Annotated in this window: 22 protein-coding genes and 1 riboswitch; of the genes, 16 read left to right on the top strand and 6 right to left on the bottom strand. The window is 56.5% G+C overall.

Going from position 1 to position 22,523, the window contains the following annotated elements:
• Window positions 1-91 precede the first annotated feature (91 nt).
• From V3851_RS18550 to V3851_RS18535, 4 genes are all read right to left on the bottom strand, one after another.
• The gene (locus V3851_RS18550; protein ID WP_331848051.1) at window positions 92-940 is read right to left on the bottom strand and encodes a sulfurtransferase; all 849 of its coding nucleotides are present in this window, start codon (window positions 938-940) and stop codon (window positions 92-94) included.
• Window positions 941-1,153: 213 nt separating this feature from the next.
• Window positions 1,154-2,167: a FecCD family ABC transporter permease gene (locus tag V3851_RS18545; protein ID WP_331848050.1), complete on the bottom strand. Its 1,014-nt coding sequence runs from the start codon at window positions 2,165-2,167 to the stop codon at window positions 1,154-1,156.
• Window positions 2,164-3,183 (bottom strand): FecCD family ABC transporter permease, encoded by a 1,020-nt coding sequence (locus V3851_RS18540; protein ID WP_331848049.1) that lies wholly within the window; start codon window positions 3,181-3,183, stop codon window positions 2,164-2,166. Before V3851_RS18540 ends, V3851_RS18545 begins: the two co-directional genes overlap by 4 nt.
• Before the next feature lie 72 nt (window positions 3,184-3,255).
• Window positions 3,256-4,212, bottom strand: coding sequence for an iron-hydroxamate ABC transporter substrate-binding protein (locus V3851_RS18535; RefSeq protein WP_331848048.1), 957 nt, complete (start codon window positions 4,210-4,212; stop codon window positions 3,256-3,258).
• A gap of 315 nt (window positions 4,213-4,527) precedes the next feature.
• Here V3851_RS18535 and V3851_RS18530 point away from each other — a divergent pair, with 315 nt between their 5' ends.
• A complete protein-coding gene (locus tag V3851_RS18530) occupies window positions 4,528-5,454 on the top strand; it encodes a DMT family transporter (protein ID WP_331848047.1) in 927 nt (308 codons plus the stop codon).
• 14 nt (window positions 5,455-5,468) lie between these two features.
• On the top strand, window positions 5,469-6,020 hold the full coding sequence (locus V3851_RS18525; RefSeq protein WP_331848046.1) for a DUF1697 domain-containing protein: 552 nt from the start codon (window positions 5,469-5,471) through the stop codon (window positions 6,018-6,020).
• Between the two features lie 428 nt (window positions 6,021-6,448).
• On the opposite strand, the gene V3851_RS18520 is transcribed toward V3851_RS18525, so the two are convergent.
• Window positions 6,449-6,661 (bottom strand): hypothetical protein, encoded by a 213-nt coding sequence (locus V3851_RS18520; protein ID WP_331848045.1) that lies wholly within the window; start codon window positions 6,659-6,661, stop codon window positions 6,449-6,451.
• Window positions 6,662-6,886: 225 nt separating this feature from the next.
• On the opposite strand from V3851_RS18520, the gene V3851_RS18515 reads away from it, so the two are divergent.
• On the top strand, window positions 6,887-7,477 hold the full coding sequence (locus V3851_RS18515; RefSeq protein WP_331848044.1) for a hypothetical protein: 591 nt from the start codon (window positions 6,887-6,889) through the stop codon (window positions 7,475-7,477).
• Here V3851_RS18515 and V3851_RS18510 read toward each other — a convergent pair whose 3' ends face one another.
• Entirely contained in the window at window positions 7,478-8,467 is a 990-nt protein-coding gene (locus V3851_RS18510) for a ketoacyl-ACP synthase III (RefSeq protein WP_331848043.1), read from the bottom strand.
• 231 nt (window positions 8,468-8,698) lie between these two features.
• Here V3851_RS18510 and V3851_RS18505 point away from each other — a divergent pair, with 231 nt between their 5' ends.
• The 13 genes from V3851_RS18505 (at window position 8,699) to purF (ending at window position 21,845) form a co-directional block, all read left to right on the top strand.
• A complete protein-coding gene (locus V3851_RS18505) occupies window positions 8,699-9,109 on the top strand; it encodes a DUF4183 domain-containing protein (RefSeq protein ID WP_331848042.1) in 411 nt (136 codons plus the stop codon).
• 120 nt (window positions 9,110-9,229) lie between these two features.
• Window positions 9,230-11,365, top strand: coding sequence for a DNA topoisomerase III (locus V3851_RS18500; RefSeq protein WP_331848041.1), 2,136 nt, complete (start codon window positions 9,230-9,232; stop codon window positions 11,363-11,365).
• Window positions 11,366-11,433: 68 nt separating this feature from the next.
• Window positions 11,434-11,571, top strand: a complete 138-nt coding sequence (locus V3851_RS18495; RefSeq protein WP_331848040.1) for a hypothetical protein — start codon at window positions 11,434-11,436, stop codon at window positions 11,569-11,571.
• Window positions 11,572-11,684: 113 nt separating this feature from the next.
• The gene (locus V3851_RS18490) at window positions 11,685-11,948 is read left to right on the top strand and encodes a DUF1294 domain-containing protein (RefSeq protein ID WP_331848039.1); all 264 of its coding nucleotides are present in this window, start codon (window positions 11,685-11,687) and stop codon (window positions 11,946-11,948) included.
• A gap of 92 nt (window positions 11,949-12,040) precedes the next feature.
• Complete coding sequence (locus tag V3851_RS18485) at window positions 12,041-12,475, top strand: universal stress protein (protein WP_331848038.1); 435 nt, start codon at window positions 12,041-12,043, stop codon at window positions 12,473-12,475.
• Window positions 12,476-12,651: 176 nt separating this feature from the next.
• A riboswitch (purine riboswitch) is annotated at window positions 12,652-12,753 on the top strand.
• Window positions 12,754-12,985: 232 nt separating this feature from the next.
• On the top strand, window positions 12,986-13,492 hold the full coding sequence (purE, locus tag V3851_RS18480) for a 5-(carboxyamino)imidazole ribonucleotide mutase (protein WP_331848037.1): 507 nt from the start codon (window positions 12,986-12,988) through the stop codon (window positions 13,490-13,492).
• Window positions 13,489-14,715 (top strand): 5-(carboxyamino)imidazole ribonucleotide synthase, encoded by a 1,227-nt coding sequence (gene purK / locus V3851_RS18475; protein ID WP_331848036.1) that lies wholly within the window; start codon window positions 13,489-13,491, stop codon window positions 14,713-14,715. Before purE ends, purK begins: the two co-directional genes overlap by 4 nt.
• Window positions 14,712-16,010, top strand: coding sequence for an adenylosuccinate lyase (purB, locus tag V3851_RS18470; RefSeq protein WP_331848035.1), 1,299 nt, complete (start codon window positions 14,712-14,714; stop codon window positions 16,008-16,010). Before purK ends, purB begins: the two co-directional genes overlap by 4 nt.
• Window positions 16,011-16,264: 254 nt before the next feature.
• Window positions 16,265-17,164 (top strand): phosphoribosylaminoimidazolesuccinocarboxamide synthase, encoded by a 900-nt coding sequence (locus V3851_RS18465; protein ID WP_331848034.1) that lies wholly within the window; start codon window positions 16,265-16,267, stop codon window positions 17,162-17,164.
• A 49-nt stretch (window positions 17,165-17,213) separates the two neighbouring features.
• The gene (purS, locus tag V3851_RS18460) at window positions 17,214-17,459 is read left to right on the top strand and encodes a phosphoribosylformylglycinamidine synthase subunit PurS (protein WP_331848033.1); all 246 of its coding nucleotides are present in this window, start codon (window positions 17,214-17,216) and stop codon (window positions 17,457-17,459) included.
• 3 nt (window positions 17,460-17,462) lie between these two features.
• Complete coding sequence (purQ, locus tag V3851_RS18455) at window positions 17,463-18,152, top strand: phosphoribosylformylglycinamidine synthase subunit PurQ (protein ID WP_331848032.1); 690 nt, start codon at window positions 17,463-17,465, stop codon at window positions 18,150-18,152.
• Entirely contained in the window at window positions 18,130-20,373 is a 2,244-nt protein-coding gene (gene purL, locus V3851_RS18450; protein WP_331848031.1) for a phosphoribosylformylglycinamidine synthase subunit PurL, read from the top strand. Before purQ ends, purL begins: the two co-directional genes overlap by 23 nt.
• Entirely contained in the window at window positions 20,358-21,845 is a 1,488-nt protein-coding gene (purF, locus tag V3851_RS18445) for an amidophosphoribosyltransferase (protein ID WP_331848030.1), read from the top strand. Before purL ends, purF begins: the two co-directional genes overlap by 16 nt.
• Window positions 21,846-22,523: the final 678 nt, after the last annotated feature.

Here is a 22,523-nt window from a genome sequence, read left to right as displayed (position 1 = left end):
ATTGAACGGAAAGCCCAAAAGGGCTGCAACAGGTCGCCCACTGGCAAACTGTCGCAGCCCCCAACCCGCGTTCGGCCCGGTCTTGCCGCTCTTATTCTTCTCCCGTAGAGACCGGATTCTCCGGATACGAAATCCAGTCGCTCCAGCTGCCCGTATAGAGCTTCACCTGCGTGTAGCCGAGCCGATGCAGCGCCAGCACGTTCGGGCAGGCGCTGACGCCGGAGCCGCAGTAGACGATTGTCTCTCGTCCATCGTCCAGCGCCTTGATGACCGGGGCGAACTGCTCGCGGAGCGCAGGCTCCGCTTTCCAGGCCCCGCGGTCATCCAGCACGTCTTTCCAGAAGCGGTTGATCGCGCCGGGGATATGCCCGGCTTTCGCGTCAAGATGTTCTTCTTCGCCTTTATAACGGCTGAGGGCTCTTGAATCCACAAGCAGCACCCGATCATTTCCAAGCGATTGTCGGATATGGTTGACATCTGCAACCCGATCCTGCTGAATGTTCGGGACAAAGGCTCCCGGGACGACAATACGCGTTTCGGCCGTGACCGGATAACCTCCGGAAGCCCATGCGGAGAAACCTTCATCCAAAACGGCCGCATCTTGATGTCCCAGCCAGCCGAGCAGCCACCATAGTCGGGCTGCGTACATGCCGCCCTGGTCGTCATAGGCTACAACCCGCGACTGGTTGCTGATCCCCGCTTTGCTCAGCTTGTCCGCCAGTTCCTGCGGATCGGGCAGGGGATGACGTCCGCCATGTTCGCTGACGGGAGCGGACAAATCCCGTTCCAGGTCCAAATAAACGGCTCCCGGAATATGGCTTTCCCGATATGCGGCCACGCCAGCCTCCTTATCGGCCAGATCAAACCGGCAATCGACGATTACCAGATCCGGCTCATATATCCGTGCAAGCAGCCATTGTTTAGAAACGATCATTTCCATATTAACCATCCTTCCGTGATTTGCGGATTTTTGAAAAGTTGGCATTCCCGGCTCGAGTGATATGCAATTACGATGTGATCGGATTGGGTAATCATGGTATCTATTTTAAAGGGTGAAGGCTCTGCTGAAAACTTCCGGTTTCAATTAAGGTATTCCGCCTGACGAAAAAAATCAAGGCACTCCCCGGGCGACCGGGAAAATGCCTTTTCATGCTTAACGTTCTTTTTTTAACAGCAGATAGAGAAAATAAGGGGCACCGATAAAAGCAACCATAATCCCGGCTGCGATACCTTCCGGCTGCGACAGATTGCGGCCGATCGTATCGGCCAGGAGCAGCAGCCAGCCGCCGATTAAGACGGACACCGGCACAAACTGCTGATGTCTTGGCCCGACCAGGGCCCTGGCAATATGCGGCGCCATCAGGCCGATAAACGCGATGCCGCCGGTGACCGAGACGGCGGAAGCCGCGAGCGCGACCGCGGCCAGCATCAGCAGAATCCGGTCTCTGCGGACCGCCACGCCTGTCCCGATCGCCGTAGCCTGATTTAGAGCAAGCAGGTTCAGAGCTCTGGATTTGAACAGTACATAAGGAACAATGATTACCAGCCAGGGAAGCAAAGCCAGAATATAGGGCCAATCTGTTCCCCAAACATTACCGGCCAGCCATTTGGAAATAAAATCCACTTTTGTCCGGTCAACCGAAGAAATGAGTACAATCATGATGCCGGATAAAGCCATGGAGAAACCGACGCCGGTAATCACCAGCCGGATCGGCTGAACGCCTTCGTCGCGGGTATAGGAGAACGCATAGATCAGTATGGCGGTAATCAGGGCACCGGCAAAGGCCGTGAGCGGGATGACGTAAACAAACGTTTCGACATTGAGCGGCGCAAACAGGAAAAAGACCGTGACCCCAACTCCCGCCCCCGCATTAATGCCGACGATCCCCGGATCAGCCAGCTCATTGCGGGTAATGCCCTGCAGAATGGCTCCGGATAATGCAAGCGCCATACCTGCCAGCAACGTAATCAGCATCCGGGGCAGGCGAATCGAAAACAACACGAAATGATCTTCGAATGATCCGTGTCCCAATATCGTCGGAATCAGCCTGTCATACGATACGGGGGACGAGCCGATGCCCAGTCCGATCACAATCGTCGCAAGGGTAAGAAGCAGGAGCATGGCGACGACAACCGGTTGCTTGCGAAGAAACTGAGAGGTTTTCATAATAGCGAACGCCCCCCTTTACGAACGATGAACAGGAAAAAGGGCAGGCCGAGTATGGCCACGATCGCGGCGACCGAAACTTCATAAGGCGCAATGATCATCCGGCCGAGCGTATCGGCGAACAACATAAAGGCGCCGCCAATAATCGCGGAAAGCGGCAGAATGGTCCGGTAGTCGGTGCCTGCAAACATTCGCACAAGATGCGGAATCATCAGGCCGATAAACGCCAGGTTGCCGACTAGGGCTACGGCGGCGCCGGCAAGGAGCGTAATCAGCACATAAAGGGCGATTTTGACCTGAGTGGTCTTAAGACCAAGCCCGACGGCCGTTCCTTCATTCAGACTGAGAATCGTCAGTTGCCGGGACAACAGGAGAGAGGCAAGGAGGCACATCAAGATCACCGGTGCAATCGCCTCGATCTGCCCCCAGGTCGTGCCGATCAATCCGCCGGCCGTCCACATCGAAACATTTTTGGAAATCTTGAATTGAAGGCTGATGCCGTCGGCCACCGCCGCAAGCAGCGCCGAAACGGCGGAACCGGCCAGCACCATGCGCAGCGGCGACAGGTTCTGCCGCCGCAAGGCGGCGATGCCGAACACCAGCATTACGCCGAAGGCCGCACCGATAAAACAGGCCACCATCGTGCCGAAATATCCGATGGCCGGCATAAACGCAAAGGTAGCGGCCAGCGCCGCATTAGCCCCGGAAGTCAGGCCGAGCAGCCCGGGGTCGGCCAGCGGGTTGCGGGTCAGGCCCTGCATGATCGCCCCGGCGACGGCCAAGGCGGAGCCGACCAAAACGCCGCCGACTTCCCGGGGCAGCCGGAGCTCGCGGATGACGGAAATATCGTCACCCGTCGCGTTCGGGTTGGTCATGGCGCTCCAGATATCCGCCAGCGAAACGTTTTTCGCGCCGAGCATGATCGCCAGGGCGAACATAACCACAAACACAACCAAGCTGATAAACAGCTTGAAAGCAAAAGATCTTGCTGTCTTTTGCTGAGGCTTATTTTGCATCTCTATCATCCGTTCCTTTTCTGTATTACGGAAAAAGGAACGCAAAAGGCGTTCCTCAGTTGCGATTGGGGGTTATTCGGTGCCGAGCAGCGATTTCGTGATGAAATCAAGCTGGTAATCCAGAGACGCGGCATCGTTGAAATAGAAGCCGGTAGCGTCCACTTCAAAGACACGGTTGTTCTTAACGGCCGGAATATTCTTATAAGTGGAGGTTTCCTGGAAAGAGGCATCCGCAGCCGGGTCTTTACTGTAAAAGACGTAATCGCCCATATAATCCGGAAGGACCTCCAGAGACAAATCGTAATAGCCGGCTTTTGCCGTCATTTCCTTCACTTTATCCGGCATTTTCAGGCCCATCGCCTGATAGATGATTTCGGTACCGCGGCCCCAAGCGTCGCCAAAGGTGTACAGTGCTTTGGAATCCCCTTCAATAACGGAAACAGTACTGTCGGCGCCGATTTTGGCTTTGATATCTTCCCCTGCTTTCTGGGCGCGTTCCTTGAAGTCGGCAACCCAATCGGATGCCTTCTGTTCCTGGTTTACCGCTTTGCCGATCTCCAGGACTTGGGTCAGATAGTCAACCTTGTTGTATGTAAAGGTGACCAGCGGGGCAATCTCTTTCAGCTTGTCGGCATTTTTGATGTCCGAGCCTGCGATGATCAAATCGGGTTTCACATTTAAAATGCTTTCGACATTTTCCTCGGATACTTCGGGAACGTCTTTGAGCTGATCCTTGAAATTAGGGTTACCCTTGGTCCAGGAATCCGCGCCGGCAAGAGGCACGTCGAGAGCCAACAGGTTGCCGGCATACCCGGACAGGGCGATAACACGCTGCGGATGGGCGGGAACCTCAATCGGGCCGCTTTCGGATTGGTAAGTAATCGTATCGGAGCTGCTATCGGCGCTGGCGTTGGCTTCGGCAGCAGAGTTGCTTGTGCTGGCGTTGGCGTTATGGTTTGCATTGTTGCCGCAGGCGCTTAATGCCACGACCGCAAGAATCAGCAGAGGTAACAACAATTTTTTCTTCATTTCCGGTAATCTCTCCCTTTCGAATTAACAATTATGATATTGATAATCATTATCACTTATCAGCTACTAAAACTTTAAATTCACATGCATAATTTGTCAATCCCTTAATATAAATTTAGTCTCGTTGACAGTTCAGACAGTTCAAAAACTGTTCGAAATCGAAACACATGAAACACCTAATACAGACCCTTCGACACTTTTGATTGAAGAAGTTCCGGGTGTAATCTATAATTAGGAGCGCTGCGAAAGCAAATATATAAAACCAAAAAATATTAAGTTAAAACTAAATTTTATAAGAAACAGAGGAACAGCACCATGAATCTCAAAGCCAGATCATCCGTATCGTACGAGCTTCTTTATATCGTCGGAATTATTGCCATCTCTTTCTCCTCGATCTTCATCCGCTGGTCGTCCGCGGAAGTGTCGGTCGTCGGGATGTATCGTCTCTATTTGACGAACCTATTGCTGCTGCCTCTGGTTTGGAAACACCGGAAGGAGATGTTTTCGCTCAAATTGAAGCAATGGTGCGGACTGCTGCTGTCCGGAGCGATGCTCGGCCTCCATTTTTTGCTGTGGATGAGCTCCTTGCGCTTGACCACTGTAGCGAGCTCGACGGTCATTCTCACGCTGGAGCCGATCCTTGTCATGTTCGGTTCTTTCTTTCTGTTCGGCGCGAAAATCAATCGCCCCATGCTGGCGGGAATGGCCCTGGCGCTCATCGGGTCTGTGGCGATCGGCTCGGGGGATTTCAAGCTGTCCGGCACGGCGCTGCAAGGCGATCTTCTGTCCCTGCTCGGCACGGTGGCGGTTGCGGCCCATATGCTTATCGGGAAACGGCTGCTGGGTACGATGACCGCATTCGTGTACAATTTCTGGGTATTCGCTTCGGCAGGCACTTTGCTCGCGGTCTATAACGCGGTGCGGGGGTATGATTTTACCGGGTATGCGCCGAAAGAGTGGGGGATATTTCTGCTGCTGGCCGTGGTGCCGACCTTGTTCGGGCATTATTTGTTCAACTGGCTGATGAAATTTATCAGCGCATCCGCCGTCTCGATGGCCGTTTTGGGCGAGCCGGTATTCTCGTCGCTGCTCGCTTGGATCCTGCTCAAAGAAAAACTGACCGGCCTGCAAATGATCGCGGGGATCGTCATTTTGTGCGGGGTATGGATTTTCATCCGTTACGGAAAGGAAATCCCGGCTACAGAGACGAAGGTTAACGCGACGCTTAAAGAATCCGCTTAGCTGGGAGGGCTATTATGATCTATGTTGCATTGTTGCGGGGGATCAATGTCGGCGGCAAGAACAAAGTGGACATGCGCCTGCTCAAACAAGTGTTTGAACAAGCGGGCATGACTGACGTAGTGACCTATATTAATTCGGGAAACATTATTTTCTCGTCCGATATGCAGTCAAAAGCGGAACTGGCCGGTATGCTGGAAAAGGCCATTGAGGCCGGCTTCGGGCTCAACATTAAAGTCGTGGTCCGCAATATCGGAGACTTTCAAGGGATGATGCAATCGTTGCCGGATTCATGGACAAACGATGACAATATGAAGAGCGATGCGCTTTTTTTGTGGGAGGATGTCGACGACGCTGCCGTGCTTGACGGGCTGACCATTAAGCCGGAAATTGACCGGGTTCTCTACGTTCCGGGTGCTATCCTGTGGTCGGTCGACAGGGATAAGGCGGCCAAGAGCGGCTTGTTGAAGCTGATCGGCACGGATCTTTACCGGAAAATGACTATCAGAAACGTAAACACGACCCGCAAAATATACGAGCTTATGCTGGAAGCGGACAAGCGTAGCTAAGCGTGCTAAGAGCATTAGCAAATTCCTGCAAAGATACAGTTGTTGACTAAGAGGTCAATTGCGTAAAAGGGATTCCTGCAATTATGCAGGAATTTTCCCGCTAATGTGAAGGATTGGCCGTTATGCTCGAAAAAAACTGCAGTTTTGCAGGAATTTCGTTCGAAACAGCGTTTTTTGCGAAAAAAAGCTGCACTTTTGCAGGTATTGTTCCGAAAGCTCGACTCGAAGCAGAGGGTTGCATCGCAATTTAAAAAGGCCGGGGATTCGCCCTTTATAGGGTGAGTGCCCGGCCTTGCTGCATGTATGCGTGTTATTTTGGGGCGACCAAGACGCCGGACGGCTTGCCGGCCGGATAGGCGAGTTTCTGCCATTAAAAAAATGATATGTTCCTTGGCCGTTCCTGGGATGCTGCGGCATCCTTGCTTTTTTTATTTCTTCAACTCAAAAAACTGGCTGTCCCGCCGGGAGTGATACGATAATTCGCTCACACCGGTTTGTGTGATGACATTCTCTTCGGTGATCCGGATAATGACGGTATCGTTATCTACGATATGATCGTCGCGGAATACGCGAACCCGGAGCCGCCGGTTTATGGCTTCCTCGAAATCCTGCTCGGTCAAAAGGCGTCTTATCGTAGGCACGGCGCAAGTTCTCCTCTTATCTTAATTTTTATAGCGTTAAGCATATCAACGAACCGTCCGCTTGTCCAGCGACGGCAATCCGCGCAGATTGGATGGCGGCATTAATAACCGGTTCCGGGGTTAAACCGCCCACGCCGCCTGACCGTGCGGGTGCATACGATGGAGCAATAAGTATGGATCATAGCGGATGCTTTGGATCCGGCTTTCCGAAAAGGGAGGAGAGACATGGCGGAGTATAAGGCATACAAAAGAAAAGCCCCGCCGGGGAGCCGCGGGGGACGTCTCCCGTCGGTACGGCTGCTGCGGCGGGTGGCGGCCGGTATGCTGCCGTTCTATAGAACCGTCGCAATCAGCGCGGCGTTCTCCGGCGCATGGAGCAGGGCCGTCGTCAAGGCCGATTTGGATTGGATGCGGAAGCTGTTGTGCGCGGTGGCGCCGCGCCTGGCCCATCACGGGCTGGGGAGCAACGGCATCGGTTATTTCATCACTTTCTCCGCACGCAATTCCGATTACTCCTGCGGAATTACAATTCCGCCAGGAAGCGTGCAATTTCACTTCAGCCCGAAAATTCACCGGCTGATCGCCCGTGAGCTTGTTCCGTATTGCCGGACCGTCGCCTGCCGGCCGGGATATTCCGCTCTGCTGGCACAGGCGATCCGGCGGAACGACGGGAAGGCGGCGGCCCGCCTGGTCCGGCGGGTTATTCGCTCTTCCGCGCTGAAATCGGTGAGGATTGACGACGGGGGCCTGGTGCTGAGCTTCAAATATCCTTTCAGCAAATACACGTACACGTACGTGCTGTTCCGGGATTACTGATCAGTTCGGGTCCCAGCGGACAACCAGCCCGCAGTGGGTTAGACCGCTGCCGAAGCCGTAGAGCAGAATCCGGTCGCCGCGGCTTAGCCGGTCCGCCCGGAGGCCGGACTGCAGGGCGAGCGGGATGGAGGCCGAGGAGGTATTGCCCATATCCTGCACGCTTTGCAGTGTTTTGGCCATAGGGATACCCGTCTTCTCACAGATCGACTCGATCATGCGCAGATTGGCGCTGTGCGGCACGAACCAGTCGATATCGTCCAAGGTCAGATCCGCCTGCGCAAGCAGGCGCTCGGCGCCCTCGGTCACCGTACGCACCGCCCATTTGAATACTTCCGGGCCGTTTTGCGCGATCCGGCCGTCTCCGGCAAGCGGAACGCCGTCCATCTGTGTCGACAGCCCGGAGCGGTATACATGAATGCCGCCGCTTCCGTTAGTGCCCATGACGACGGATTCAAAGCCCGGGCGTTCCGGGTCGTACTCCACCAGGGCGGCCCCGGCTCCGTCGCCAAACAGGATGCAGGTGCTCCGGTCGGTGTAGTCGGTAATTTTGGACATCGTTTCTCCCGCGACGACGAGCACTTTTTTATGCAGGCCCGAGCTGATCATGCCGTTCGCCATATGCAGCGCATAAGTAAACCCGGCGCATGTCGCGTTCAGATCGATCGCCCCGGCGTGTTCCATGCCGAAATGCCGCTGAACCCGGCAGGAAACCGAAGGGAACGAGTAGTCGGGCGTCGTCGTGGCCGCGATGATCAGGTCGACATCGTCCAAGCCGATCTTGAAGGTGTCCCGCATATTTTCGGCGGCCCGGATACATAAATGCGAAGTGAATTCCTCATCGCCCGCGATGCGACGCTCACGGATTCCGGTGCGTTGGACAATCCACGCATCGTTCGTATCGACAAGCTGCTCCAGATGCTCATTGTTCAAAATTCGTTCCGGCACATAAGTTCCCAGGGCGGTAATTCTGGCTTTGGATTGCGGTATCACGGCAAATTCCTCCTTAAATTTAGTACCAGGTTCTAATACTAGGTTGTAAAAAGATTGTAGCAGCTTTTTGTTCATTTTCCAAGCCCCCGGTCGGGTGCTCCTTAAAATTGGGGTCGATCCCGGTTCTTATGCCGTTTCAACTGTCCAAGCAATCCCCGGATTGTTCCATAAATTATATTAAACTTAGTTCGCATCTTTTATTTGTTATCCGATTCAAAAGGAGGAATCCATATGCCGGTGATCAAGCTGTATTTGGAAGCGCAAAATACGGTGACGGGGAGTGTCGACACAACGACCAGCACGAATACGGTTCCCACGGTGAACCGGTATACGGCAACGGTTGTCATCGGCAACATTCTCGGAAGCACGACCGTAATTCCCGCGACAAGCTTTACGAATGACAGCGGAGCTGACGTCGCAGCCAACGGGCTCGTCGTTCCGGGAGTAGACGGTTATTACAACCTCTATGTAAACGGCGTTTTGCAAAGAGGCGGGTTAAGCACGCTCACCACGGCGAATTTAACGATCAATTCCGCGCTTGTCCTTGGCGTTGCGGTGGTCGTCCAAGTCGTCAAGTTTGCATCGGCTTCAGCGTCGGCTTCAACGAACGGCCTGTCCGTATCCACAACCATTCGGTATTGATTTCCGGGGCAGGCCGCATTACATAAACGCCGTGTTGGGCCCAAAGCTGCCGGCTGCACTCGGATAAGAGGCCGGGCAATGATATAATGAGGGGAGGCAAAGAAAGGAGCTATCACTTTAATGAAAACATTGGTATTGGCGGAGAAACCGTCGGTTGCCCGGGAGATCGCCCGGGTGATGGGAAGCCGCGATAAGCATAAAAGCCATTTTGAAGGACCGAAATATATCGTGACCTGGGCGCTGGGCCATTTGGTAGGACTAGCGGAGCCGGAGGACTACGACGGCAAGTTCGGCACCTGGTCGCTGGAGGACCTGCCGATACTTCCCGGCAAAATGAAGCTGAAGGTGCTGCGCGAGAGCAGCCACCAGTACAAAGCCGTTGCGCAGCTGATGCGCCGTCAGGACATCGGGGAGCTGATCGTCGCGACGGACGCCGCCCGGGAAGGCGAACTGCTGGCGAGATGGATCATGGACATGGCGAAATGGAACAAGCCGTTCAAGCGGCTGTGGATTTCTTCGCAAACGGACAAGGCCATCAAGGAAGGGTTCGCCGCGCTGAAGCCGGGCAGCCAGTACGACCGGCTGTATCAATCGGCGCGCTGCCGTGCGGAGGCGGACTGGATGATCGGCCTCAATGTCACGAGGGCGTTGACCTGCAAGTTCGGCTCTCCGCTGTCGGCCGGACGGGTGCAGACGCCGACGCTCGGCATGATCATGCAGCGGGAGCGCGAGATCCTGTCCTTCCGGTCGGAGGAGTATCAGACGCTGCGCGCCGATCTCGGCTCCTTCGAGGCGGTATGGCGGGCCGGCGGCGGAGACGCGCGGATCTTCGAGCCGGCGAAGGCGGCTGATTTGCAGCGCAAGCTGGAAGGACGCAAGGGGCGGATCGTGGGCTTGAGCAAGAGTGAGAAGCAGGTCCCGCACCCGCAGGCGTACGACCTTACCGAGCTGCAGCGGGACGCCAACCGTATGCTCGGATTTTCCGCGAAGCAGACGTCCAATGTACTGCAGCGGCTGTACGAGCAGCACAAGCTGGTGACTTACCCGCGTACGGATTCGCGTTATCTCACCTCCGATATGGCGGATACGCTGAAGGAGCGTTTGACCAGCGTGGCGGTAGGGCCTTACGCGCCGCTGGCCAGACCGCTGCTCAAGAAGCCGCTCAAGCTTGGGAAAAGGGTGATCGACGACAGCAAAGTGACCGACCACCACGCGATTATCCCGACGGAGCAGACCGTAATTTTGAACGCGCTCAACACGGAGGAGCGCAAGCTGTACGATTTGATCGTGCGGCGGTTTATCAGCCTGTTCTATCCTCCGGCCCGGTTTGACAATGTATCGGTTACCGTGGAAATCGACGGGGAGAAGCTGTACGCCAAAGGCGTCACGATCAGGGACAGCGGCTGGCGTGCCGTCTATGACGGGCAGGCCGTGGACGAATCCGACGAGGACGAGGACCGCGAAGACCGGGAAGGGAACGGTGAGGCCGCTTTGCCGGAGCTCAAGGAGGGCGAGACCGTCACCGTGAAGCGCTGCCTTCTGCGGAGCGGGCGGACCCAGCCGCCGAAGCGCTATACGGAGGCGGCCCTGCTGACGCAAATGGAGAAGCACGGCCTCGGCACGCCGGCTACCCGGGCGGATATTATCGAGAAGCTGGTCAGCTCCGATACGATCGAACGCCAAGGGTCCGTCCTGCATCCCACGGGCAAAGGCAAACAGCTGATCGAGCTGGCTCCCGCCGATCTTCGTTCCCCGGAGCTGACGGCGAAATGGGAGGCGGAGCTGGAGCGGATCGCCCGCGGCCAGGGCAAGCCGGACCCGTTCCTGGGCGGCATCCGCAAGATGGCTGAAGACCTCGTGCGGGGGGTCAAAAACAGCGAGGCCACCTATAAGCCGCACAATGTCTCGAACAGCCATTGTCCGGATTGCGGCACCCGGCTGCTGGAGAAAAAATCGAAGCGCGGCCTGCTGCTCGTTTGCCCGAACGAGGATTGCGGATACCGCCGCTCGGGGGAAAAGCAGCTTTCCAACCGGCGCTGCCCGCAGTGCCACAAAAAGATGGAACTGAAAGAAGGCAAAGCGGGGCTGTATGTACAATGCCTGTCTTGCGGCATCACCGAAGTCGTGAACAAGGATGCCAAGCACGTCAACAAGCGGGAACAGCAAAAGCTGGTCAAGCAGTACGCCAAGCAGGAAAGCTTGGGCAACAATCTCGGGGACCTGCTGAAAGCCGCCCTGGAGAAAAAGAACGAATAGCGAAAAGATAGAGGCCCCCGCGGATAAAAGAGGAAACGGCTCGGGATACTATAGCCGGAGGTGAGCTTGTGCCGCATAACAAAGCTGAGAAGACCCAGAACCGGCAGAACAAATCCAGCATTTTGGAGGAAACGGTCCCGCTCAAGCCGAACAAACAGAGAGAGTTTCCACCCAGCCTGAACGAGATTCCGAAGCAGGAATCCTGATGCCGGAGCTCCCCGTGACGGGGAGCTTTTTATTAGCGAATTATCGGGATTAGCGGTATAATGGAATCAAGGAAGGTAAAGGTTTTCCAAGGCTGATGCGAGGGGAGATCCGTATGTGGACGGGCCTTTTGGTCTGGTTTATTTTTATCAACGCCGTGGCTTACATCGTCATGTCCGACGACAAACGCCGGGCCAGACAAAGGAAAGAACGCATACCCGAAAAGACGTTGTTCCTGCTCGCCGCGATCGGCGGCGCGCTGGGGGTGCTCGTGGCGATGAACCTGAAGCGGCATAAGACGAAGCATGCCAGCTTCCGGATCGGGATTCCGCTGCTTTTGCTCTTGAACGCCCTGCTTTACGGTTATTTTTTGGCCTGACGCCTTCCGCGCTTGCAGCGGGTATTTCGTTTCATTCCAAGTTTCCAAGGTTTAATGGTGTACATACTTATTAGAAAAGAGGGTGCTTTCCTATGTTGTTCTCTAAAATTGTAGCCGCCTATGACGGTTCCAAAGCTGCCAACAAAGCGCTTGACAAAGCGGTCGAGCTGGTCAAAGCTTCGCCGGGAGCGACCCTTGATGTATTGCATGTGTTCGATTTCCCGCGTTTCTACATCGCGGAGGGCTTTGCGCCGATTCCGGCCAACATCAATCAGGATTTCTACGAGCTGGCCGACAAGACGGTCGAAGAAGCGAAGAAGCGTTTGGAGGAAGCCGGCGTAGAGGCCAATGTCGAGATGATTCAGGGCGCGCCGGCGGAATCGATCCTCGATTACGTGAAGGAGCACGGCAATGACGTCATCGTCATCGGCAGCCGCGGACTTGGCGGTATTCGCGAATTCGTACTCGGCAGCGTCAGCCATAATGTCGTTCAGCATGCACGCATCCCGGTGCTGGTTGTCAAATAATCGGGATATTCATCAGGAACTCCGTTCTCGCAAACGGGGTTTCTTTTTTTGATTAAAATATCGCATGCGCAAAAACCGAACATTCGGATTTTACATTATTTTAATGTTCGTGTTTGAGTTGACATACCTTGTAGGAGATTGGTACACTGAAAGAGCACGACGGGAAAACGTCGAATGATTGAAAATTTATAATATCTCGTATAATACCGGGGATATGGCCCGGAAGTCTCTACCTGAAAACCTTAAATTTTCGGACTACGAGTGAATACGTCACATGGCCAGGTTGTTTTTTATGCGGACAACTTATTTGCTTATCTTGGCGATGGAGCCGGAAGCGGAGGATGTCTGTCGGTTTCGCCCCGGTCAAATAGAGCGTATCCACTTCGGGTCCGGAACTATGAAAATACACGTTATTTTCATGATGTCCTGGACTTTTTTTGTAAGGCCGTTTGCCCGGCTTCTCGGGGAACACGGCGAATTTCCATAAATTAATAGAAAGCGGGTTGAAGCATGTCAGCACAAGTAGCCGTAATCATGGGGAGCAAATCGGATTGGGAGACGATGTCGCACGCTTGCGCCGTTTTGGAGGAGCTGGAAGTTCCTTATGAAAAACAAGTCGTATCCGCGCACCGCACGCCGGATCTTATGTTTGAGTTTGCGGAAAAAGCGGCGGGCCGCGGCATTAAGGTAATCATCGCGGGCGCCGGCGGGGCGGCGCATTTGCCGGGCATGGTCGCCGCCAAAACCGTGCTGCCGGTCATCGGCGTGCCGGTGAAATCGGCGGCGCTGAACGGCCTCGACTCGCTGCTGTCGATCGTGCAGATGCCGGGCGGCATCCCGGTGGCGACGGTGGCGATCGGCAAAGCCGGGGCGACCAACGCCGGATTACTCGCAGCCCAGATGCTCGGCGCGTTCGATCCCGCGCTGGCCGGGCGGCTTCAGGAGCGCCGGGACCGGCTGCGCGACGCGGTGCTGGCCAGCAGCAGCGAGCTGACCTTCGAGGCGGAAAGATCATGAGCGCCGCGAAGGAACGGAAGGACCGGGTGATCCGGCCCGGATCGACGATCGGCGTACTCGGCGGCGGCCAGCTCGGGCGGATGATGGCGCTGGCCGGCAGCAATCTCGGCTACCGCTTCATCGCGCTGGACCCGACGACGGAGGCGCCGTGCGGTCAGGTCGCGGGGCAGATCGTCGCCGGCTACGGCGACCAGGAGGCGGCCCGGGAGCTGGCGAAGCGCGCGGACGTGATCACGTACGAGTTCGAGAACGTGGACGCGGAGGTCGCCGCGCTGCTGGAAGAAGAGGCGTACGTGCCGCAGGGCAGTCGGCTGCTCTATACGACCCAGCACCGGCTGCGGGAGAAGCGGGCGGTCGAAGCCGCCGGGGCCAAGGTGGCGCCGTACGCGGAAATCGCTAGCGAGGACGACCTGCGGGCTGCGGCTGACCGGCTCGGGTTGCCGGCGGTGCTGAAGACGGCGACCGGCGGTTACGACGGCAAAGGCCAATGGGTGATCCGCTCCGAGGAAGAGATCGGCCCGGCTTACGCCGAGCTGAGCCGCGCGGGGACGGAGCTGGTGCTGGAGCAGTTCATCCCGTTCGTGAAGGAGCTGTCCGTCATTGCGGCGCGCAGCCCGCGCGGCGAGATTAAGACGTTCCCGGTTGCGGAAAATATTCATGTGGATAATATTCTCCATGTTTCGATCGTGCCGGCGCGGGCCGATGCATCGGTCCTGAAGGAAGCGGAGCGGCTCGCCGCCCGCATCGCCGAATCGATGGAAGCGGTCGGGCTGCTCGCGGTGGAGATGTTCTTGACGGGAGACGGAGAACTGTACGTCAATGAACTGGCGCCGCGCCCGCATAATTCGGGCCACTACACGATGGAAGCCTGCGCCACCTCGCAGTTTGAACAGCATGTCCGGGCGGTATGCAATCTGCCGCTCGGCGAGACGACGCTGCGAACGCCGGTCGTCATGGTCAACGTGCTGGGCGAGCATCTGGACGCGGTGACGGAGGCCGTGGTTACGGGGCAATGGCTCAGTGATGCCGAAAGCGGATTGGCGGATGTGCCGGATACGGCGGCAACGACTGGATTTAACGTGATTCCGAAAGTACACTTATATGGAAAGAACGGCTCGGCCCCCAAACGCAAAATGGGGCATATCAATTTGCTCTGCGGGGATGTGCGGGACGGACTTGATTTTATACAGCAAACTAACATTTGGAGGAATCAGCATTTATGATTGAACGTTACAGCAGACCGGAAATGCGGGCCGTTTGGACCGAGGAAAACAAGTTCAAGGCATGGCTGGAAGTCGAACTCTGCGCCTGCGAAGCTTGGGCCGAGCTCGGAGTGATTCCGAAGGAGGACGTGGTGCTGCTGCGGCAAAACGCGTCTTTCGATATCGACCGGATCTATGAAATCGAACAGGAAACGCGCCACGATGTAATCGCCTTTACGCGGGCCGTCTCGGAGAGCCTGGGCGCGGAGCGCAAATGGGTGCATTACGGACTGACTTCCACGGATGTCGTCGACACGGCACTCGGGTATTTGTTGAAGCAGGCAAATGAAATTTTGGAAAAAGACATCGTGAACTTTATCGAGATTTTGCGCGACAAGGCGATTGCTTATAAAGACACGCCGATGATGGGCCGTACGCACGGGGTACACGCCGAGCCGACCACATTCGGCCTGAAAATGGCGCTTTGGCACGAAGAGATGAAGCGCAATCTGGAGCGTTTCCGCCGCGCGGCCGACAATGTACAGTTCGGCAAAATTTCCGGCGCGGTCGGCACCTACGCCAACATCGACCCGTTCGTCGAGGAATTCGTGTGCCGCAAGCTTGGCACGAGCCCGGCGCCGATCTCGACGCAAACGCTGCAGCGCGACCGCCACGCGGAATACATGGCGACGCTGGCGCTGATCGCCACGTCGCTCGACAAATTCGCGACCGAGATCCGCGCTTTGCAAAAGAGCGAGTTCCGCGAGGTGGAAGAGGCGTTCGCGAAAGGGCAAAAGGGCTCGTCCGCGATGCCGCACAAGCGCAACCCGATCGGCTGCGAGAATATCTCCGGCCTGTCGCGCGTCCTGCGCGGCCATATGATCTCGGCCTACGAGAATGTGACGCTGTGGCATGAGCGCGATATTTCGCATTCCTCGGTGGAGCGCGTCATTCTCCCCGATGCGACGATGCTGCTTAACTACATGCTGAACCGCTTCGGCAATATCGTGAAGAACCTGACGGTATTCCCGGAGAACATGAAGCGCAACATGGGCCGCACTTTCGGCGTGCCGTTCTCTGGCCGCGTGCTGACGAAGCTGATCGACAAAGGCTTCAGCCGCGAGCAGGCCTACGACACCGTGCAGCCGCGCGCGATGCAGGCTTGGGAGACCCAGCGCCAGTTCCGCGACATTATCGAAGAGACGCCGGAAATCACGTCCGTGCTGAGCAAGGAAGAGATCGAAGACGCCTTTAACCCGGCCTGGCATCTGAAACATGTGGATACGATTTTCCGCAAGCTGGGCTTGATTGAGTAATTGGCGGGAGTACCAGGCTAACGAACTCCACGAACGCTATATGCCGTATTTGCCCGTTTGAATATTTCTAACGAACCGTAGGAGTCTTATTCGCCGGGAAAAAGGTTAATTTACGCACTCTCCCACGGATTAAGGTTTATATGATTCCTTACAAAATTTATACAGGTGAAATCCGGCCAATAAGGATTCTGGAGTTCGTTACAACTTTCGCTTACGAATCAAAAAGCGAAGCAAGAAACGAGGAGGACAGTGAAATGTCAACACCGGCAATTTCCACGGCGGAGGGGCTCGTAAACGCCCCGCTGCTGTACAAGGGCAAGGTTCGCGAGCTGTACGATCTTGGCGAGCATTATTTGATCGTGGTGACGGACCGGATTTCCGCATTCGACTATGTGCTCGATCCGGCCGTGCCGGACAAGGGCAATGTGCTGAACCGCCTGAGCGCGTTCTGGTTTGAGCGGACGAAAGAGCTGATCGACAATCATGTGATCCATACCGATGTCGAGCTGCTCGGCGATGTCATTCCGAGTGAGCATAGGGCGCTTTTACGCAACCGGATCACGGTGACGCGCAAGGCGGAGCGGATCGATATCGAGTGCGTCGTCCGCGGTTATGTCACCGGCGGCGGCTGGCGCCAGTACGTTGCGGGCGGCGAGGTCAACGGCATCAAGCTGCCGGAAGGCCTGCGCAAGAACGGCAAGCTGGCGGAGCCGATCTTTACGCCCGCGGCCAAGAACGACGTCGGCCACGACGAGGACATCTCGTTCGCGGCGATGGCGGACAAGGTCGGCGCGGACTTGGCGGAGCAGCTCCGTAGCCGCAGCCTGGAGCTATACGGCTTCGCCCGCGATTACTGCGAAGAGCGCGGGATTATTTTGGCGGATTGCAAGCTTGAGTTCGGTCTTGTAGACGGCAAATTGATCCTTATTGACGAAATTTTCACGCCGGATGCCTCCCGTTTTTGGGCGAAAGAAAACTATGCGCTCGACATCGAAATCGACAGCATGGACAAAGAGCCGGTCCGCACTTACCTGGCCAATTCCGACTGGGACAAAAACAGCCGTCCCGATCCTTTGCCGCCGCAGGTGGTAGAGGAAACGACCCGGCGTTACCGCGATATTTTCCGCCGGCTGACGGGACAAGAGCTTCGGTAATTATTTTTCAGATAGATAACCAATCCAACACTAGGAGGAACACGAGGAAATGATGAAAGCGCGCATTTATGTCACCATCAAGCAAAGCGTACTTGATCCGCAGGGGGTTGCCGTACAAGGAGCGCTGCATTCCATGGGATTCAGGGAAGTGGACAGCGTACGGATCGGCAAGTATATGGAGCTTCAATTGGATACCGGCGATCGTTTCGAGGCTGAAGCGCGCGTCAAAGCGATGTGCGAAAAGCTTCTGGCCAATACGGTGGTAGAAGATTACCGCTTTGAATTGGAGGGTTGACCGATGAAATTCGCGGTACTCGTATTTCCCGGTTCCAACTGTGATATCGACTGCTACAAAGCGGTGGAAGATACGCTAGGCGAGCCCGTCGATTACGTCTGGCACACGGCTACGGATCTCTCCGCCTATGACTGCATTCTCGTGCCGGGCGGGTTCTCTTATGGAGACTACCTCCGCTGCGGCGCCATTTCCCGGTTCGCTCCGGTGATGGCGGAAGTGGCGAAGGCTGCCGAAGAGGGCAAATATATTCTCGGCATCTGCAACGGATTCCAGATTTTGACCGAGGCCGGACTGCTGCCGGGAACACTGCGGCGCAACATGTCGCTGAAATTCCGCTGCCACGACACCGTGCTCCGCGTCGAAAACAACGAAAATCCGTTTACGGCGCAGTACGCGGCGGGAGAAGAGATCACGATTCCGATCGCCCACGGCGAAGGCAATTATTATTGTGATGAAGCCACTTTGGCTGAACTTAAAAAGAATAATCAGATCATTTTCCGATATGTCAATAATCCGAACGGCTCGGTGGACGATATCGCCGGCATTTCCAACCGGCGCGGCAATGTCGTAGGGATGATGCCCCATCCGGAGCGGGCTGTAGACGCACTGCTCGGCTCCGAAGACGGCAAAAAAATGTTTACTTCGATACTAAAGGCATGGAGGGATCGGCATGAGTCAGCAAGTGTCCGTTAAGGAACCGAACGCGGAGCAAATCGCGGAGCAGAAAATTTACAAACAGATGGGCGTTTCCGACAGCGAATACGAGCTGATCTGCGGATTCCTCGGTCGCAAACCGAATTACACGGAGATTGGCGTATTCAGCGTCATGTGGTCCGAGCATTGTGCTTATAAAAATTCCAAGCCGCTGCTGCGCCGTTTTCCGACGAGCGGTCCGCGCGTGTTGATGGGCCCCGGGGAAGGTGCGGGGATCGTCGATATCGGCGACAACCAGGCGGTCGTATTCAAAATCGAAAGCCACAATCACCCTTCGGCTGTGGAGCCTTACCAGGGCGCGGCGACGGGCGTGGGCGGGATTATCCGCGATATTTTTTCCATGGGTGCAAGACCGGTGGCGCTGCTGAACTCTTTGCGGTTCGGCAATTTGGATAATGAGCGTGTGAAATATTTGTTCGAGCACGTCGTCTCGGGCATCGCCGGCTACGGCAACTGCATCGGCATTCCGACGGTGGGCGGCGAGGTCGTGTTCGACGAAAGCTATGACGGCAATCCGCTCGTCAATGCGATGTGCGTCGGACTGATCGATCACGACAAAATCCAGCGCGGCGTGGCCAAAGGCGTCGGCAATCCGGTGTTCTACGTAGGTCCTCCTACGGGCCGCGACGGCATTCACGGCGCGACGTTCGCTTCGGAAGAGCTGACGGAAGAGTCGGAAGCGAAGCGGACGGCGGTGCAGGTCGGCGATCCGTTCATGGAGAAGCTGGTCATGGAAGCCTGCCTGGAACTGATCGACACGGGCATCGTGCTCGGAATCCAGGACATGGGTGCAGCCGGACTCACCTGCTCCAGCGCGGAGATGGCGAGCAAGGCGGGCAACGGCCTGGAGCTGTATCTCGACAAGGTGCCGCAGCGTGAAGAAGGCATGACGGCTTATGAAATGATGCTGTCGGAATCCCAGGAGCGGATGCTGTTCGTCGTCGAGCCGAAGGATGAGGCGCAGGCGAGGGAGATTTTTGAACGCTGGGGCGTGATTTGCGCCAAAGTCGGCAAGGTGACGGACGACGGGCGTTTGAAGCTGTTCCATCACGGCGAGATTGTCGGCGATATGCCGGTGACCGCGCTCGTTGACGAATGCCCGATTTATGACAAGCCGTCCGCGGTACCTGCTTATTACGAGCAAAATGCGGGTGTTGATACTTTGCGTTATGAGCAAGTGAGCGATCTGGGCGTGGCGCTGGAACAAGTGCTGGGTTCGCCGTCGGTGGCGAGCAAAGCCTGGGTCTACAACCAGTACGACTACATGGTCCGCACCAGCACGGCGGTTCGTCCGGGTTCGGACGCGGCGGTCGTGACGATCCGCGGTACTCGCAAGGGTCTGGCAATGACGACCGACTGTAACGGCCGGTTCGTTTATCTGGACCCCGAGGTCGGCGGAAAGATCGCGGTCAGTGAAGCGGCGCGCAATATCGTGTGCTCGGGCGCGGAACCGCTGGCGATCACGGACAATTTGAACTTCGGCAGTCCGGAGAAGCCGGAAATTTTCTGGCAGATGGAGCAGGCGGTCGACGGCATGGCCGAAGCTTGCCGCGTCCTGGACGCGCCGGTCATCGGCGGCAATGTCAGCCTGTACAATGAGAACGCCAAGGGGGCCATCTACCCGACGCCGGTCGTCGGCATGGTCGGCCTGGTGCATGATACGGATCATATTACGACCCAGGGATTCAAGGCCGAAGGGGACGTGATCTTCCTGCTCGGCGAAACGTTCGGCGAGCTTGGCGGCAGCGAATTCCAGGCGGTCGTGCATGGCGTGACGGAAGGTCGGCCGCCGCGGCTCGATCTGGCGGTGGAGAAGCGGCTGCTCGACACCGTGCTCGGCGCGATTCAAAGCGGCCTCGTCCGCTCCGCGCACGATCTGGCGGAAGGCGGCCTGGCCGTGGCGCTGGCGGAATCGTGCATCAGCGGCGGTTTGGGCGCGAAGGTTGATTTCAATTCCCCGCTGCGTCCCGATGTGGCTCTGTTCAGTGAATCGCAGTCCCGGATTCTGCTCTCGGCTTCCCCGGATCAAGCGGAGGAGCTGCAGGAATACATCGCCTCTCACGGCGTGCCTGTGGAGCGGATCGGACAGGTGGCCGGCAGCGACTTGGTCATCACTGTAGGCGGAGCCCCCGCCCTGAACAGACCGGTAGAAGGACTTAAGGCGGTCTGGGAGGACACCATTCCATGTCTGATGAAGTAATGCGGAAGAATCGGCAGGACCTTTGGACGGGCGATTATTACAATGAGGGCATGGGTAGGAGCGATATTTTCGACAAGCTCAAAGAGGAATGCGGCGTGTTCGGGGTGTTCGGACATTCCGATGCGCCCTCGCTGTCCTATTACGGACTGCACGCCCTGCAGCACCGGGGAGAGGAAAGCGCGGGAATCTGCGTGACGGACGGCAAGTCGTTCAGCTACCATCGCGGGATGGGGCTGGTCAAAGAGGTGTTTGACCGTGACAAGCTGGCCTCGCTTGTCGGTGATCGCTCGATCGGCCATGTGCGCTATTCGACGAGCGGCGACAGCGGGCTCGCGAATGCGCAGCCGCTCGTGTTCAAATACCGCGACGGGGACCTGGCGGTGGCGACGAACGGCAACATCGTAAATGCGCCGAAAATCCGCCGCGAGCTGGAACAAAGCGGCTCGATCTTCCAGACGACGAGCGACACGGAGGTGATCGCGCATTTAATCGCGCGGTCGCCGAAGGATTTCGTCGAAGCGGCCAAGGACGCGCTGCGTCAGCTTGTCGGAGGCTTCGCCTTCCTGCTGCTGACGAACGACAAGCTGCTCGTCGCCAGCGACCCGAACGGGCTGCGCCCGCTGACGATGGGGCGGCTCGGCGACGCGTACTTGTTCTCGTCCGAGACGTGCGCGTTCGAGGTGGTCGGCGCGGAGACGATCCGCGACATCCGGCCGGGCGAACTGCTGGTACTGGACGAGAACGGTCTGCGCGAAGACCGCTTCGCCGATCCGGGGCGCAAGGCGCTGTGCGCGATGGAGTATATCTACTTCTCGCGCCCCGACAGCGATCTCAACGGCTCGAACCAGCATTCCGCGCGCAAGCGGATGGGGCAGGTGATGGCGCAGGAGTCGTTCGTCGACGCCGACGTGGTGACCGGCGTGCCCGACTCCAGCATCTCCGCCGCCATCGGCTACGCGGAGCAGACCGGCATCCCGTATGAGCTCGGTCTGATCAAAAACAAATACACCGGCCGGACGTTCATCCAGCCGAGCCAAGAGCTGCGCGAGCGGGGCGTGAAGATGAAGCTGAGCGCCGTCCGCCGCGTGGTGGAGGGCAAGCGCGTCGTCATGATCGACGACTCGATCGTCCGCGGCACGACGTCGCGGCGCATCGTCAACCTGCTGCGCGAAGCGGGGGCGGCCGAGGTGCATGTGCGCATCACCTCGCCGCCGTTCAAGAACCCGTGCTTCTACGGGATCGATACGCCGGACCGCGGCGAGTTGATCGCGTCCGCGAAGTCGGTTGAAGAAATCCGCCGGGAGATCAACGCGGATTCGCTTCAGTTCTTGACGCCGGAAGGCTTGATCCGCGCGGTCGCGGGCGACAACCAGGACGACTACAAGGGTGGCCTGTGCATGGCCTGCTTCGACAACGATTATCCGACCCGGACCGATTTTGACGGCGAGGAGAAGTTCGGCTGCACCTGCTGATTTAGTTGCTTCATGGGGTTAAATAATTGGCGCGATTGATAAGCGGGCAAGCTGGCAAGCGGGCAAGCTGGCAGGCTGGTAGGCAGGCAGGCCACTGGCCGGATGTGCTGACTCATCTCAGATCCGGTTGGCAGTGCCTCCTCGATATTAACTGGATTTCCTCCAGCTAATTTTGCCTCAGTCTCGGATTTTATAGGATTAACTGGATTTCCTCCAGTTAATTTGGACCATTTGTTTGAACTGCGGCTGTTTTCGCAAAATTAACTGTAGATTTTCCAGTTATTTTGACCGAAGTGTGCGAGATTGCTCAAATAACTGTAGGTTTTCCAGTTATTTATTCGCAGTTTGGTGTGCGAACACGCGTCTGGTAATAGAGTTAAGGTTTATTAGTTATCTGGTCCGCGTCATTATGGAGACAACTGGCAAATATAGTCCCTGGTGGCCTACCTTGTTAGCTCAAATTGCAGAGTTGCGATACGAGTGGTGGCGGATAAAGTTAAGGGTACAAGTCATAGATGGCCATTTGCAAGTACAAGTGACAGAGACACTGTTACCGAAGTAAGTTACTGAAGTAAGTTACTGAAGTAAGTTACTGAAGCAAGTTACAGATACAAGTTAGGGATACAAGTTACAGATACAAGTTACGGATATTAGTTGCGGAGCCACAAATACAACAAG

The sequence above is a fragment of the Paenibacillus haidiansis genome (assembly GCF_036553665.1).
Lineage (GTDB): Bacteria > Bacillota > Bacilli > Paenibacillales > Paenibacillaceae > Fontibacillus > Fontibacillus haidiansis.
The sequence above is the reverse complement of the archived record's forward strand: the minus strand, read 5'-3'. Positions and strand labels throughout refer to the sequence as shown.